Annotated in this window: 9 protein-coding genes; 5 read left to right on the plus strand and 4 right to left on the minus strand. The window is 38.4% G+C overall.

All coding sequences use genetic code 11. The annotated features are described in order from the left end of the window. Nucleotides 1-225: 225 nt before the first annotated feature. Together ACEN31_RS08835 and ACEN31_RS08840 are read right to left on the minus strand one after the other, a co-directional pair. Nucleotides 226-9114 (minus strand): Cna B-type domain-containing protein, encoded by an 8889-nt coding sequence (locus ACEN31_RS08835; protein ID WP_407109214.1) that lies wholly within the window; start codon nt 9112-9114, stop codon nt 226-228. Further along, entirely contained in the window at nt 9002-10123 is a 1122-nt protein-coding gene (locus tag ACEN31_RS08840; RefSeq protein ID WP_407109210.1) for a hypothetical protein, read from the minus strand. Before ACEN31_RS08840 ends, ACEN31_RS08835 begins: the two co-directional genes overlap by 113 nt. A gap of 644 nt (nt 10124-10767) precedes the next feature. On the opposite strand from ACEN31_RS08840, the gene ACEN31_RS08845 reads away from it, so the two are divergent. From ACEN31_RS08845 to ACEN31_RS08855, 3 genes are read left to right on the plus strand one after another with little or no spacing between them, the layout of a single operon-like run. Beyond that, the gene (locus tag ACEN31_RS08845; RefSeq protein WP_407109211.1) at nt 10768-11265 is read left to right on the plus strand and encodes a helix-turn-helix domain-containing protein; all 498 of its coding nucleotides are present in this window, start codon (nt 10768-10770) and stop codon (nt 11263-11265) included. A 27-nt stretch (nt 11266-11292) separates the two neighbouring features. Beyond that, nucleotides 11293-12324, plus strand: coding sequence for a M protein trans-acting positive regulator PRD domain-containing protein (locus tag ACEN31_RS08850; RefSeq protein ID WP_407109212.1), 1032 nt, complete (start codon nt 11293-11295; stop codon nt 12322-12324). Continuing rightward, complete coding sequence (locus ACEN31_RS08855; RefSeq protein ID WP_407109213.1) at nt 12321-13835, plus strand: helix-turn-helix domain-containing protein; 1515 nt, start codon at nt 12321-12323, stop codon at nt 13833-13835. The genes ACEN31_RS08850 and ACEN31_RS08855 overlap by 4 nt, the downstream gene beginning before the upstream one ends. 186 nt (nt 13836-14021) lie before the next feature. On the opposite strand, the gene ACEN31_RS08860 is transcribed toward ACEN31_RS08855, so the two are convergent. Further along, nucleotides 14022-14915: an RluA family pseudouridine synthase gene (locus tag ACEN31_RS08860; protein ID WP_407101757.1), complete on the minus strand. Its 894-nt coding sequence runs from the start codon at nt 14913-14915 to the stop codon at nt 14022-14024. A gap of 94 nt (nt 14916-15009) precedes the next feature. Between ACEN31_RS08860 and ACEN31_RS08865 the strand changes: the two genes are divergently transcribed. Then, complete coding sequence (locus tag ACEN31_RS08865) at nt 15010-15498, plus strand: DUF1456 family protein (protein WP_197104632.1); 489 nt, start codon at nt 15010-15012, stop codon at nt 15496-15498. Between the two features lie 17 nt (nt 15499-15515). Here ACEN31_RS08865 and ACEN31_RS08870 read toward each other — a convergent pair whose 3' ends face one another. Next, nucleotides 15516-15962, minus strand: coding sequence for a pyridoxamine 5'-phosphate oxidase family protein (locus ACEN31_RS08870; RefSeq protein WP_407094232.1), 447 nt, complete (start codon nt 15960-15962; stop codon nt 15516-15518). 198 nt (nt 15963-16160) lie between these two features. Between ACEN31_RS08870 and ACEN31_RS08875 the strand changes: the two genes are divergently transcribed. Next, nucleotides 16161-16823 (plus strand): hypothetical protein, encoded by a 663-nt coding sequence (locus ACEN31_RS08875; protein WP_407094233.1) that lies wholly within the window; start codon nt 16161-16163, stop codon nt 16821-16823. Nucleotides 16824-17075: the final 252 nt, after the last annotated feature.

The following is a 17075-nucleotide window of genomic DNA, read 5'->3' on the forward strand; positions in this document are numbered from 1 at the left end:
TTCTAAATTTAAGGTAATATTTAATTGAGCCATAATAATCTTCCTTTCAATGTTTGTCTGTCAACTACATTGTACCAAAGAGATTATTATGGTTTTTTACTTTTACACAATTATATGGGCTTTATCAAAAAAACAAACTATCTCACTTAGAGGCGCACCCCTAAGCTTGATAGTTTGTTTTACTTTCAAAATACTATTACAATAGCATTTTAATTTTCCTCTAGATTACTCTCTAGATTTGAATTTTTGACTCAAAACTAACCCTAAGCCAGATACCAAGACTAGCAATCCAATCCACACATACGATTCCTCACCTGTTGAAGGTAAGTCCGAATCTCCTGATTGACCTGGTCTAGATGGTTTGTCAGGATCAGTTGGTGTTGTTGGACTTTCTGGGTCGTTTGGATCTTCCGGATCTTCCGGATCTTCCGGATCTTCCGGATCTTCCGGATCTTCCGGATCTTCCGGATCTTCCGGATCTTCTGGATCTTTCGGATCTTCTGGATCTTCTGGATCTTCTGGATCTTCTGGATCTTCTGGAGTTCCTGGTTCTTCTGGATCTTCAGGTTCTCCTGGTTCATCCGGATCAACTGTGTTAACAAAGACTGGAATATCTCCATTAGCTGTTTGATAAGTGATATTTGCGATTAATTCATCGCCTTCACTTATTACTTCAACTGCGACTTTGTACTCAGTATTGTCATAAGTGACTTCGTCATCATTACCTTGTAATTCACGGATTGTGTACTCGTAAGTACCCGCTTCTGTGAATCTTATCGAACTGAATTGAACACTGCCATCTGCCGCATTATTAGCTGTTCCAATCACATTACCGTTTTGAATCACTACGAACTTAAATTCATTTGCTTTAAGTTCTCTACCTTCAAGTTCTTTAAGAGCTTGTAAGTTGACTGAAACTGATGGGTCTGGTGTTGGATCTGATGGTTTGTGCGTATTCGTGATTACTACTACGCCATCTACTAATTCAGTAGTTGTTTCGTAGCCCTCTGGAACACTCACTTCAGTAACTGTGTAAGTAATAGCTTCGCCAGTTGCATTGACTGCTAGATTCGTCCAAGTGTATGACCAGTTGTTTGCTTCATCTAAGACAACTGTCTCACCTTGGTTTTGACCATTGGCAACTAATTGCACTTCGATACTGTCAGGTCTGATGCCATCACGGTTCTCTTCATCATTCCAAACTTTATTCACTGTTAAGTCTCTGACTTCTGGTGAATACGTGTTTGTCAGAATGATATTTCCATGATTGTCATTATTGACTGTGACTTCATAGCCTTCTGGTGTATTTATCTCAACGACTGAATACTCGATGGCTTTACCATCAATATTTAATGGTAAACCTGACCAGCTTGCTGTCCAGTTATTCTCAGCGTTCAATTCAGCGGTTTGACCTTCAAGTGCTTCGCCGTCAGCTGTTAATTGAACTTGGATACTGTCTGGACGGTTGCCGTCTTGGTTATTCCCATCTTGCCAATCTTTTGTGACCGTTACAGAAGTTTCTTCTGGTGTATAACTATTCGTAATCACACCATCGACAATGTCAGTTGAGTAATTATCCACTGCATCTTCTGTAATTGTATACGAGATTTCTTCACCATTGTTGTAAACTGGAAGGTTTTCAAATATTGCAGCCCAATCATTTGCTTCATTCAATTCAACTGCATTAACGACTTCACCGTCTGCTAATAAGTTTGCAGTAATGCTTTCTGGTCTTAAGCCATCTTGGTTATCTGAATCATTCCAAACTTTACTTACTGGTATGTATTTCTCTGCAGGTGTATGTGTATTTGTTATCACATTTACACCATCCACAACTTCTTGTGTTACTTCGTAACCTTCAGGAACTGCTGTTTCTTCAACAGTGTATTCTATTGCTGTTCCTGAGGCATTGACTGGAAGGTTCGTCCATGAGTATGCCCATGCGTTTTCTCCATTTAATTCAATTGGATCGCCTAAAGCTTCGCCGTCGGCTATTAATTGAACCGTTACACTTGTTGGACGTAGACCATCTTGGTTATTAGCATCATTCCATACTTTTCTGACGTTAATATCATTGACAACCACGTCATGAGAGTTTGTTACCGTGATTGTATTTTCTTCAATTGGACTAATTGTTGATGTATACCCTTCAGGAACATTTAACTCTGCGACTGTGTAGGCAATGACTTCACCTGAAGCTTTGACTGCTAGATTCGTCCAAGTGTATGACCAGTTGTTTGCTTCATCTAAGACAACTGTCTCACCTTGGTTTTGACCATTAGCTACTAATTGCACTTCAATACTTTCTGGTCTTAAGGCGTCACGGTTCTCATCATCGTTCCAAACTTTATTCACCGTAAAGTCTGTAACTTTTGGTGTATAAGTGTTTGTCAGAATAATGTTTCCACGATCTGCGTCATTTACTTCTACTGTAAATTCTTCTGGTACATTTGACTCAACAACTGAGTACTTAATTGGTGCACCATTTGCATTTAATGGTAAACCTGACCAGCTTGCTGTCCAATTATTCTCCACGTTCAATTCAGCTGTTTGGTCAATGATTTCACCGTTTGCTGTTAATTGAACTTGGATACTGTCTGGACGGTTGCCGTCTTGGTTATTCCCATCTTGCCAATCTTTTGTGACCGTTACAGAAGTTTCTTCTGGAGTGTATCTATTCGTAATCACACTCTCGACAATTTCTGTTGAGTAATTTTCAACTGTATCTTCTGTAATCGTGTATGTAATTTCTACACCGTTCTCGAAGACAGGTAAGCCTTCAAAGACATGTGACCACTCGTTGGCTTCTGATAATTCAACAGCATCGATTGGTGTTCCATCCGCTAATAAGTTAGCAGTGATACTTTCTGGTCTTAAACCATCTTGATTGTCTGCGTCATCCCATACTTTACTTACTGGTACGTCTTTCACTGCTGGTGTATGTGTGTTTGTAATAACATTCACACCTTCAACAACTTCTTGAGTTGCTTCGTAACCTTCAGGAACTTCTGTTTCTTCAACCGTATATTCAATGGCTGTTCCTGAGGCGTTGACTGGTAATTCAGTCCAAGTTTGTGCCCATGCATTTTCTGCATTTAATTCAACCGGATCGCCTAATGCTTCACCGTCGGCCATTAGTTGAACCGTTACGCTTGTTGGACGTAGACCGTCTTGATTGTCTGCATCATCCCAAGCTTTTTCTACTGCTAAATGTGTTACTGCTGGCGTGTAGCTGTTCGTAATCACAACATTTGTTGGATCTTCAGCATTGACAACGACTTCATATTCTTCTGGAACATTCGTTTCAGAGACCGCGTAGCTAATTGCTGCGCCAGCTTCATTCACTTTTAAGTCCGTCCAAGCATATGACCAATCGTTATCTGCATTTAATTCAACCGCTTCGCCATAAGGTTCACCATTGGCTGTTAATTGAACCTGGATACTTTCTGGTCTAATACTATCTTGGTTGTTAGCATCATCCCATACTTTTCTAACGTTTATATCATTGACTGCTACATCATGAGAGTTCATTACCGTAATTGTATTCTCTTCAATTGGACTAATTGTTGACGTATACCCTTCTGGTAAGTTAACTTCCGCAACTGTGTAGGCAATTGCTTCGCCAGCAGCATTCACTGCTAGATTTGTCCATGTATATGACCAGTTGTTTGCTTCATTGAGGACTATTAGGTCGCCTTGGTTTTGACCGTCAGCAACTAATTGTACTTCGATACTTTCTGGTCTTAAGCCATCACGGTTCTCTTCATCATTCCAAACTTTATTCACCGTTAAGTCTGTAACTTCTGGTGTATAAGTGTTTGTCAGAATAATATTTCCGCGATCTGCGTCATTTACTTCTACTGTAAATTCTTCTGGTACATTTGACTCAACAACTGAGTAAACAATCGCTGTTCCATCTGCATTTAATGGTAAGCCTGACCAGCTTGCTGTCCAGTTATTATCCGCATTCAGTTCAGCTGTTTGACCTTCAAGTGCTACGCCATCGGCTGTTAATTGAACTTGGATACTTTCTGGACGGTTACCGTCTTGGTTATTACCATCTTGCCATTCTTTAGTAACAGTGACTGATGTTTCTTCGGGTGTGTAGCTATTCGTAATCACACCCTCAACAATTTCTGTTGAGTAATCTGTAACAGTATCTTCCGTAATCGTGTATGTAATTTCTTCACCGTTCTCGAATACAGGTAGTCCTTCGAATACGTGTGACCACTCATTTGCTTCTGATAATTCGACAGCATCGATGTGTGTTCCATCTGCTAATAAGTTAGCTGTAATACTGTTAGGTCTGATGCCATCTTGATTATCGGCATCGTCCCATACTTTATTAACTGGTACATCTTTCACTGCCGGTGTATGAGCATTTGTTATCTCAATTACACCGTCAACAACTTCTTGTGTTGCTTCATAACCTTCAGGAACTGTTGTTTCTTCAACCGTATACTCAATAGCTGTTCCTGAGGCATTGACTGGTAATTCAGTCCATGTTTGTGCCCATGCATTTTCTGCAATTAATTCAATTGGATCGCCTAAAGCTTCGCCGTCTGCCATTAATTGAACAGTAACGTTTGCTGGACGTAGGCCATCTTGATTGTCAGCATCCTCCCATACTTTATTCACTGTTAATTTTGTTGTAGCTGGAACATGTGTATTCGTCAAGACTAAAACGCCATCTTCATCGACTGAAACCGATGGTTCATAACCTTCTGGTAGGTTATTTTCTTGAACTGAATAATTTATTTGCTCACCGTTACCATAAACTGGTAAGTCGCCAAATGTATGCGTCCAATCATTACCAGCATTTAACTCAACCGGTTCACCGTATGAGTCACCATTCGCTGTTAATTGAACTTCAACACTGTCTGGTCTGAGGTCATCTTGATCATTCGCATCATCCCATGCTTTTCTAACACTAATTTCTGTTGGAATAGCAGTGTTTGTCACTGTTAAACCATTTTCAGATTTAGTATAGCCTTCTGGTACAAAGTCATTACCATCAGCATCAACTTCTCGAACTGTAAAGATATAGTCAGCTCCTGTTGTATCTTTAGCAACTAAGTTACCCCAAGTTACAGAAGTCGTTCCGCTTGGTAATTCTTTAATGTCAGCTCCTGGTACAGGTTCAGCTTCTCCTTCACCTACGTGACGATACAATTGGAAGTAGACCGTTGGTTTATTGTTCGGTGCACCTTCCCATGCTTTATTAGCCGTGACACTTGTTTTTTGCTTTTCATTTTGGATTACTAATGACGCACCTTCGACACGCTGGAAGTTTGCTGGGTTCCAACTACTATCAGCCATGTCAATAGTTACTTCACCAGATTCACCATAACCATACACAAAGTATAGCGGTGGTCCTGCAACATAATCTGGCAATGTAGAAATCTCAGTCAATATGAATCGACCTGCACGTTGTTCAAGTAATTGTTGTGTTCCGTCTGCTATAGTTACAAAATCAGCCACATGAACAGTACTGCCTGAATTGTTCAATCTTTGAAGTTTGAACGCTACCCCTTCAATTGGCTCGTTGTTATCAGCATCTACCTTTTTAAAGTTTAGGTCTAATGTACGTCCACTTCCCCCACCACCATAGAACCATTGTTGCGTTTGCACGGTTTCAGTTGTAGAAGAAAGTACTTTACTATCAGTACCACCTGTTAATTTTACAGTATTACTTATATTATAGAATCCAATTAAGTTTGGATTTAATCTTGTTGAGTATCTCACACTGTATGACTCATTAATATTTCCTAAGTCAATTGTAAAGCTACGATTATCATCTGCTACGGCAATTGTATAATCACTTAATGGGTTACCTGAAGCATCAAGCAAGACAATTGAATTCTCAACATACGTATGATTTTGACTCAATGTATCAGATATCTTAGCATTATTGATTGGTAAGCCAAGTGGATTAACTGTTAATTTCCAATCAACGTTTTCAGTATCAGCATTGACTGTTCCAGTTTTTCCATTGTTATTGTTCGTCCCATCAGCAAAGTAATCAATGTATGCATCATCTTTGACTGGATCATGTCCTGTATTGCTAAGTTCTACTTCGTTTGTATATCTATCTAATTTCTCGTTAACTGATGGATATTCTAGAATTTCCGTTTGGAAAGTTACGATGTATTGGTAAGCCCCATTAGGTAAGCCAACCGTGAATGAGTTTGTTTGAGTGTCACCTATAACAGACTCCCCGGTTACATTTCCTCCGCCTACACGTTCAACACTAATTGTTCCTGCCACTAATCTTTGATCCGTAGGAATTGTGTCTGTTAGTACTGCGTTCTGTAAGTTAACCAAATTACCATCAGTATTTGCTGTAATTGTCCAGTTAATACGCGCTGGATCTGTCGATTTATCAATACTTATCGCATCTTTTTGGACACCTAGTTCTGGATTTGGTATTGTCCATTCTGCCGTTTGACTTCCACCTAGATATTCAGCTACCGCAGTGTTCTTAACTTCTTGTATCTCCTCTTCAGGTGATAAAGTCGTAGAGTAAGTTAATTGATATGATGCTGCGTTCAACCGACCCGTTGAGATTGTAAAGACTCCACCACTAGGTTCTGAAATATTAAATTGTCCAGTGACATCATTTTCTCCACTCGTAACTTTAATATCACTAATTGTTACTGTTGACGGTAAATTAGTATCTGTTAATTTGAAGTTATGAATAACATTGCTATTCGTGTTAAAGTCAATTGTCCAATTAACTGTTTTGCTACCGTCTTCGTTAATGGTAACTTCACCTTTTTTGTTGACTCCTGGGTCACGTTTTCCTAATTCATAACCAGCGGACTCTCTCCCACCTTGCCAGATAACTGTCGCATCATTTCTCTGCATAAGGTTCTCATCATCATCGGCTGTTGTACGGTATGTCAGAACGTAACGTGCATTCGTATTTTTATTAATATCTAATGTAAATCCAGTATCCGTTAGAGCAAAGTCATAATCACTAAATGATGCATTATTCTCAGTTACTTCTAATGAACCATTTACAAAACTATAGTTTTTACTAGTGAAGACATCTTCAATTCTTGGATTCTCTAATAAAATACGGCTATTATTTATTGCAATAGTCCATTCTATTTCTTGTAGGCCTGCTTCATTTAATACGTACTTACCTTCTTTACCGATACCAGCCTTTGGTCCTTCCTGATTGAATCCTATATCAACTCCGATACCTATTCCCGTACCTTCATCAAATATTAATTCAGCATCGTTTGCTATCTCTGGTTGCTGCATACCTAAGGTTGTATAATATGTAATATATTCAAATTTATACTCGTGTGGTCCAGCTTCGGTTACACTTAAATCAAAGCCGATGCGTCCATCAGTATAAGTATAATTTTGAACGTTGTAGTTACTTACTTCAACGCCATCTTCAAATAGCTTTGTATCATTAATATCAAAAGTTAAGTATTCCCCATTAAAGACATCCTTGATGTTAATTGTAGAGATATCTACTCTTTGAGAATTCATGGTAATTACCCATTTAATATAAGGTCTACCTTGGTCATCAACAAGCTGTTCCCCAACTTTCCCACCTGTTGGAATTGTATTAACTGTCACAGATGCATTATCTGAATTTGGCTGCGGTAGATCATCTGCAATTATATTCTTAACCTCGCCATTCAAGCCTACAGGTACAGTTGATTCAAACTCGATAAGATATGCTTTACCATCCGCATCCAAGCCTGGGAATATAACATTACTTGCTTCGTCTGCTTGTGGTGTAACTTTTACCAAATCACGACTTGTTACTTTTCCGTCTATATCTGTTTCAACTTCATAAACAACAATCGAATCTAAGTCAATTTTTCCTTCAGATAATGTATCTGTTAAATTAACCGATCCTAATGATTCTTTACCGTAGTTATATTCTACTTGCCATGCGATTCGATCACTTTTACCGGATACTAGGTTTCCGTTTTTAGTAATTATAGGCAAATCACCTGACCATGTTCCTGTGAAATCATCATTGACTGTGGTTTGATCTCCATCTAAATTAATAATCGCATTGTTATTAAATGTATGTGTCCCGCCACCTTCTGGACGATTAACTGTTGTCGAATATGTAATATCATAAGCGTCTTCGATTGAACCTAAGCCCAATTCGAAGCCAGTCTCCGTTGTTGTCACTGAAAAATCAGTCACTGATTCGCGACCAATTTCTTCATTATTATGGTTACGAATAATTCTTTCTACAACGAAACTACCATCAACAATAGATAATCCTTCTCCAAATTGATCAATAATCGTTGCATTTTCGAAACTTCCCATAGAGTCGTTTGCACGAACTGTCCAATCAACAAACTCTGGGTTTCGATCAACGCTAACTTTTGATTCGCCATCAAGAATATAACCAAAGCCAGCTTCTTTTAAATCTGTCCCTTCATATTCTTGTTGCTCAGCACGTACCATTACTGTGTAAGAAGTACCATCACTATAGGGTACTTCAACAACCACTTCTTCAGTTGTTTCAAATATCTCAGTATTAAATTGTGTTTGTATATTCACATTTAAAGAGACATCATCTAAACCGCTGACCGCATCATTAAAAGTGATAACTACTTCTTCACCTATGATACTATATGTCGCTACCTCTACCCCGCCTACTATAATCGGTTGGTCAGTAGCATTACCTATAGTGGCTATTGCTGGATAAGGCATTGAGTAAGTATCTCCGCCTACTATATCCATGTCATTAGGTATTGTTATTTCATAAACCATAGAAACAGCATTCATATCATTTAGGTCAACTTCAATGTTAGAACCATTTTCTATTGATACTGGGTTTCCATCTTTATCTATATATGATAACTCAAAACCTGTAGTTAAATTCGCATCAATAGCAGCAAAAAGACTTACTTCCTCTGACACTGCCAACATTGTCACTTCTGGTTGGTTCGTTTTTGTTACAACATCACCATTGGCAAATTCAAAGGTTGCTGTCGCATAGATTGTACCTTCTACCTCAGTACTCGCATCCTTTGCTTGTAACGTTAAAGGGGCTTGGTAGTTGATATCCATTACTATAGATGTCATCTCCAGGAACGACGGTGTACGTTGCTGTACGTGTTCCATCATTGTATGACCAGCCTTCATTTTGACTTGCATCGAAGTTTAATGATTCAGGTACCTCTGTTGTCACCGTTAAGTTCGTAACAGCTGACTGACCTGACCCGTTCCCACCACCTTCATCGCCAAAATAGAAGCTGTAAGCAATCGTTGTCTCCCGGGCGGGACCTTCGTCATCATCTTCACTTGTTCCCGTTTCGGACGGATAGGTTACATTTGTTGAGAAATGCGGCTGACGTGTTACAAATTGGTAATTCACATTACCACTTTGTGCAATTGTGTTACCATTTTGGATAACCTCAGCAGAAGCTGATATTGTTGCGCCATTAGGCATCGTTCCGTCATCCTTAGTCTTTAAGGCTAAGGTAAGCAATTGATTATACTCTTCAGATAATGTTTCTAATGAGTAGTCAACAATCAGCTGATCACCACTATAATAAGCTTCAACACTTCCACCGTTGTTAGGGAAGTAAGAACTTAAACTATCATAAGGAACTATATAATCCCTACTAATAGTATAACGTAAGACAGCATCCTCTAACGCTGCTTCCGAGTTAGTCACTCGAACAGGCACATGAATCGTACTACCTGTGCGGATGTTATTATTGACGACACCTTCAAAAGATATACCTGTGACTGGATAAAGTTCCTCTTCTTCTGACTCTTCTGACTCTTCTGACTCTTCTGACTCTTCTGATTCATCAGATTCTTCTGACTCATCTGGTTCACTTGATTCAGTATCTTCTTCAGGAATAGTTTCTCCCTCACCATTATCTTCATAACTTTCCCCAGTTCCCGCACCAGAGTCATCCTGTACGCTCTCTTGTGGAGGTTGCTGTTCTACTGGTGGTTCTTCAACGTACACTTGATCAGTACTATCATCGTACGATTCCGATGAGTACTCGACCTCGACGCCACCTTCTTCTTCAGCATAAACTGATGTTATCGTAATAATGGGATTTAAAATAACATTTAAGACTAATAATGTAACAGTCAGTATACTACTCGTCTTTTTCATTCACTTACGACTCCTTTTCTTCTATATTTTTTATATCCTTACTCCACAAACGACTAACAATTTGTCTTTAAATCCGTATCACTAATTAGCTACCTTCTCCTTTCCAACCAACTCCGCGAGGAAATTGTTAATTTCGGTCAATAATTACCATTATTTCCCAAAATTATTCACAATATAGCCAGATTGTTTATTCATTATTTCCCGACACACTTTAGATTATAGCGTGTCCGGACTGAAACTGTTTTTCATATTCGTGTCTTAATGGTGCACATTTTGAAATGCTATATTATGTTTAACACAATAATTATCTTCGGCACTAAAAAAGATAAGTCTAATTTTATATAAAAACTTAAGAAACTTTTATTTTTAGCTACGTCTTAATGAGCTAGTCGTAATAATCCACATTTCCTAAAAAAACTATTTATGACAAACTTAAGAAAACTGTTTTATTCGTATGTACAGATAAATTGATTTTGTATTTTCGGCAAGTTTAACTAAGTTAGCTTTTAAATTTAACAAGATTTTTTTGTAATGTTTGACAAAAAGTGCTTTTATTGTAATCGGTATAGTAATAGACTATTAAGTATATTAGATATATGATATTTTTAGTTGTGTTCACATTTAAGTCATTCAGAGGGGGTATTATGAGAAGTTTATTAACCACAAGCGATCGTCGTCGTTTAGAATTAATAGAGTTATTGTTAGAAGCGAATGATTGGATGACGTTCGACCAAGTTGCTGAGCAACTAGCTAGTTCTGTGCGCAATATTAAGGAAGATATTACTTATTTTAGGAAACATTTCCCTGAGATTGGGATTGAGACAGGTCGATATATGATGCGCATTATGATGGATCATTCGATTGGAATTCAAGAAGCTTACCGTCTAATTTTGAAGGAGACCTTAATCTTTCAACTGTTAGAAGAGATTTTCTTTATTGAAACCTATTCCATCGAAGATTTAGCTGGGATATTGCATACTAGCAAGTCGACGGTTTACCGATCAATCGAGGCGATTAATTCCTACTTTTCCAACGTGGGTTGCCAAGTCGAGACCAATCCCTGTCGGTTTGTCGGTAACGAGCGTTTTATTCGTAACTTTTATCGTACCTATTTCAAAGAGAAAAGCACCGTTTTGGAATGACCATTTCGTCATTATGATGAACAAACTTTGAACGCTAATATTAATCGTATACTTGCTATTGTCGAGAAAAGCGGCGCTGTAAAAACAGAAGATATTGACTTTGCATTTTATGAATCCATCAAACTCGTAATCATTGTTAATGTCATTCGATACCAAAACGGACATTTAGTGGATACAAATAATGAAGAGACATTTCTGTTTAAGCTGATTTTCAATGCAGTAAAACTATTATTTCTACCTAAAAACATGTCGGGTATTAACGGGATTCCAATCACAACTGAGTATATTTATCAAATTTTGTATCCTTATCTTAAGAAGGGGAATGCCTTTAGTCTAAAAGAACTTGATAAACTCCGAACGAGAGAAAACCACATCGATACTGCTTTAACTCACTTAACGACATCTTTAACTGCTTTATCCAAAGTGATTGATATTGACGTTGACCCAACTAGTCTAATGATTCCACTATATGGAACTGTCCATATCGAAGATGATGATCCAAATGGAATGTACATATTATATAACCGCAATAAGATGTTTAACCAAGTTATCAATCATCAATTTCCTTTTGTGTATCGTGAATTGTATGAAGCAATGGTTGAGTTTAGACGGTTATTAAAACTGGAGGATAATGAAGATATGGTAAACTACTTAGTTTATATTCTTTTCACAAATTGGGAAAATTTGCTATTAGATTTATATACTAAGTACCAACATACATCTGTCTTGATTTTGAGTGATGGGCATTATTCACATGCGAATATGCTTAAGAATTTGCTGTCTTTTGAACTCAGCCCTAATATTAGGATTGATACATATGAAAGTCACTTGCTTTCGCAAGAAATTTTAGATGAATTAGATTATGACTTAATTATCTCAACCTTCAAGCTACCGCCAATGACGGATACATTTAATCTGGTCATCAAGCATTATCTGAGTTCCAAAGATATTCATCACATTGAAACAGTCTTAAATCGAATCATCAAAGGCAAAAACTCGTTTGACGATGCTAATAACCTAGAATCGACTGTTACTACCCCATTGAAAGGAGAATTATGAGAGAATTTTTGAAATCAACGGACAATCGTAGACTTTCACTGATTGAATTGCTTCTAGAAGCAGACGATTGGATGACCATCGCTGAGTTATCCAAACAATTAAACTGTTCAACCCGTGCCCTCAAAGATGACATTAGCTTTATTCGCAATTACCATCCCAACATTCAATTCAAGACTGGTCCCAAAGGTATCCGCATCATTAGTGATTACTCAACTGGTATCCAAGACTATTATTCTGGTTTGTTGAAAGAAACCTTATCTTTTCAAATATTGGAAGAGCTTTTCTTTAACGAAAGCCTTAGTATGAGTGAGTTGGGTAGTATTTTACAATATAGTCCTTCAACCATCTGTCGAACGATCGATCAGTTAAATCATTATTTTTCTGCATATGACTGTCGCATTGAATCCAATCCTTGCCGGTTTGTTGGCAATGAACGATATATACGTAACTATTACCGTGCGTATTTCAAAGAAGTCAGCACTGTATTCGATTGGCCTTTTCGTGATTACGAGGAATACCTTTTTGATGAGATGCTCAATTCCGTCATCGCTTTTTTGGCGAAATTCAGTGATTTGGAGACGGACTTCGTGGACTTTGCTTTCTACGATATTGTAAAAACAATGATTACTGTCAACATTATCCGTTACAAACAAGGTCACCTTGTTGACACTAGAGATGAAGAGAGCCTTCTATTCAAAGCTTTTTTTAATGCTTTAAAATTTTTCATGCTCCCGAAAAATATTAAAGAATTCGAGGGCTTATCAATTACTTCAGAAGTAGTCTACCAACTTTTTTATCCCTACTTAAAGAAAAATATCGCCATCGGCATTGAACCTTTGAATAAGTTACGCAAGAAAAATCCAACGGTTAATCTTTCCGTCTCATATCTGGAAACTTACTTAAGAAATTTCTCAGAACAGATGGAAATTGACATTCCCGAATTCGATTGGCTCATCGCTTCTCTATACGGTACTACTTACCTCGAAGATGATGATCCCAATGCGTTCTACATTTTATATAACCGGAACAAATTGTTTGCCCAACACGTTAAACATCAATATCCTATGGTCTATGAGACGCTTTATACTGGAATTGTTGAATATCGCAAACGACTTAATAAGCCGCTCCATGAAGATAAAATTTATCTCTTGCTCTATACTTTAATAACAATCTGGAATAATTTACTCGTCGAACTACACGAACGTTACCAAAAAGTGTCCCTACTCGTCATTAGCGACGGTCACTTCTCACATGCCAAAATGATTCAAAACTTGTTAAGTTTTGAACTACGTCAAAATGTGACTATTCATACTTTTCATAGTCCCGAAATTTCAGTCGACAAATTAAAAGCAAGTGATTACGATTTAATCCTTAGCACCTTTAAGCTGCCAGACTTAAAGGACAAGGCAACCATTATCATTGAACACTATCCTAGGGTCCATGATATTAAGCGTATCGAGAAACTCCTCAACTGTATTATCGAAGATAAACAACAGCAATTAACCAAATAAACCAACATAGTGTTGAGAATAGATACATTAATATACCCCAGTAGCAGTTGTATGTTACTGGGGTATTTATGTAAAGAAGGGTAAGAAATTGGCAATGTGAGCTTGTGACAATACTTGAACCCCCATCCCAAACTCATCAAAAAAAGAACCACCTCATTTCTCAGGTAGTTCTTACATAATCTTCTCTTATCTAGACACTTTCAGAAACCCTTTAGGCGCAGGCGACGAAAACTTCACCACTTTCCCTGTCCGAGGATGCTCAAAGGCAATGGTCGTCGCATGCAAGCCGAGTCGTTTCAACGGATTTGTCTTAGCTCCATACTTTTTGTCACCTGCCACCGGATGACCGATTTCTTCCATATGAACGCGGATTTGGTTTTTGCGTCCTGTTTCAAGTTCAACCTCCAATAAAGAATAGTTCGCACTATTTTGCTTTTTCTTGAAGTGGGTAATTGCGTGCTTGCCACCATTATCGTAGTTGTTTGAATAGACTTTCATCGTTTTACTTTCGGTTAGCCAAGATTCTATCTTCCCCTGGGGTTTGCGAACGACGCCTTCAACCAACGCAGTATAGATGCGTTCTTTGACAATCGTCTGCCAGTTCTCCTGTAGCTTTTCTTTAATGCTTTCAGATTTGGCATAAACCATCACGCCGGATGTGTCACGGTCCAATCGGTGCACCACGAAGATGCGATTGTTGCGGTGGTCGGCTTTTACATACTGCATTAATTGTCGGTATGCCGTCGCTTCTCCGTGGTCTTTGCCGGCCACGGACAAAATCCCGGCGTCCTTATCAATCACGATAATATCGTCATCTTCATGTAGAATCCGTAGACCTTCAAGCGTCTCTATCTTTTTGAAGCTCTTATTCGATAACATCCCGACTTGATCACCTTTTTTCAATGGATGATTGTGCTGCGTGACTGCTTTTCCATCAATAAAGAATTGACCGCGTGTCAGCATGGATTTGATTGCATTACGACTTTTGGGGGCTAATTGTTCCAGCATGAATTTCAACAATTCTGTCGGTTCTTCGGCTGTATAGTAAATCATGTTGGGGTTATTTTTTTGTATCTTCACTGAACTCACCTCTTTTTCAACTTGTTTTTGTAGTATAGCAGAAAAAGTGCTACAAGTTTGGTATAATCGTAAAACAATGAAAGGTAGGCAGATTATGAATAATAACGATCGGTTAACACGCTTGCGCTATGCGTTAGATATTAAAGATAGCGATATGGTCACCATCTTTTCGATGGGTGGAGTTACCCTTACCCAAGAAGATGTTGTTCAATTATTGAAGAAATTACCTAAAGAGGATCCGACTCAAGAAAACCAATTCGTCCAAACACTCACTGATCAAGAGTTAGAACGCTTTTTAAACGGATTAATCATCTCCCAACGCGGTAAGAAAGAAGGCGCTGGTGAGCCGAGACTTGAACTGAATCCAGAGAATGCGAATAATATTTTACTGAAAAAAGTAAAGATTGCTCTCTCCCTAACCACTGACGATATTTTAGATATTTTAGCAACGGCGGGGGTTGAGATTTCTAACAGCGAATTAAGTGCTGTTCTACGCAAAGAAGGCCACCGCAATTATAAACCTTGTGGCGACCGTTATATCCGTAATTTCCTCAAAGGCCTATCCTTTGAATACCGCTCTTAGAGAAAAAAACCGACGCCTTATGCGTCGGTTTCTTCTTCGTGTCCAATTGAAAAGACATACTTGTGCCCTTGAGACATGCTGTGATAGAAGCCCTCGCCTTCGTATAAATGAAAAACTTGCATGCCTTGGCGAATGTCGTCATCTGGATACACTTGCTCAACATATGGATTGTTCGTAAGCAGTTCCTGAAGGCGGTCTTTCCCAACTTGGCGCACTTTTCCCTCGATTCGGATCACTTGAACGAGATAGCCTTCTTCAGACATTGTGGTAATAGCGATATTTGGATTGTGCTTAAGTTGTTTATAAAAATCCGTCGTGGGACTGGTCATGAAAAAGACGCCCTGCTCGTTAGCCACGCCGATATGGGCATGTCTCGCATGCGGTTTTCCGTTCTCGTCCACCGTTGCAAAGACAGCAACTTTCATATCTTTTTCCAGAATTTGCATAATATCATTTACTTCCATGTTAACACTCCTTCGCTCTTTATTTTCTTTTATTATAGCATATGGATTCGCTTTTATAAAATTATTTTATATAGGTGAAATGTAACACAAATGTGAAGAGGATATGATATTTTCAAGTGGATATTGCTTTTTATTACCGATAACTGTACATTAGATATATTAATGAATGAATATGGTCTGACCATAGGGGGAAGAATGTTGAAAAAATTAATCTTATTTAGTTCTTTATTTATACTAGGCGGGTGTGGGTACTTGGACTCAGAACCACCAGCTGGGAGAACTGAGGGCTACGTACACGAACCCGTCCAAGATGGAAATGGTAATAAAAATGAAGAAGCAGAAATACAAACAGATTCTGAATCAGCAGTTGAGACTGAAAAAGTTTCTGAAGTGGAGACGAACACTGAAGACGAGGTCAAACTTGGGATGGCAATCTTTGTGCCAGATCCCGAATTAATGGTGTACTTACCGATTGAAGTGGCCGAAGAAGAGCTAGATTATACAGAAGATGAGTTAATTTACTGGAATAACTTGGCGATTGAATACGGACTGCCAACTTACGATGGTGTCAGCGACTTTAACTTATTCGCTACTGCAGTGCAACAAGCGATAGACGCTGCACAAGAATCTGTGTATGAAGAACCTGTCTATGAGGAGCCTGTTTACGAAGAACCGGAGTCTTCATACGAAGAGCCGTCTTACGAGGAACCAGATTCTTCATATGAGGAACCTTCTTACGAAGAGCCCATTGATGAAGGTTCTCTACCAGAAGAAGAAACTCCAAGTAATGATTATTATAATTACGATTTCAGTAATAATAGTAATCGCAGCACTGTGTTTGGCAATGATGAAAGTGAATAGAGTTTAGGTGAGAACCGCTGATCTGGGAATGTTTCCTGGGTCGGCGTTTTTTTGTGTGGATTTTGGTTTGCGGGGTGTCGAGTGGTGGCACGACACTCCGTATTTTCATTTGCGGTACGTCGAGTCGATAAAGCCCATATAATTGTGTAAAAGTAAAAAACCATAATAATCTCTTTGGTACAATGTAGTTGACAGACAAACATTGAAAGGAAGATTATTATGGCTCAATTAAATATTACCTTAAATTTAGAA

Origin of the sequence: Ruoffia sp. FAM 26255, from assembly GCF_045528525.1 — a bacterium.
In the GTDB taxonomy this organism is placed as follows: domain Bacteria; phylum Bacillota; class Bacilli; order Lactobacillales; family Aerococcaceae; genus Ruoffia; species Ruoffia tabacinasalis.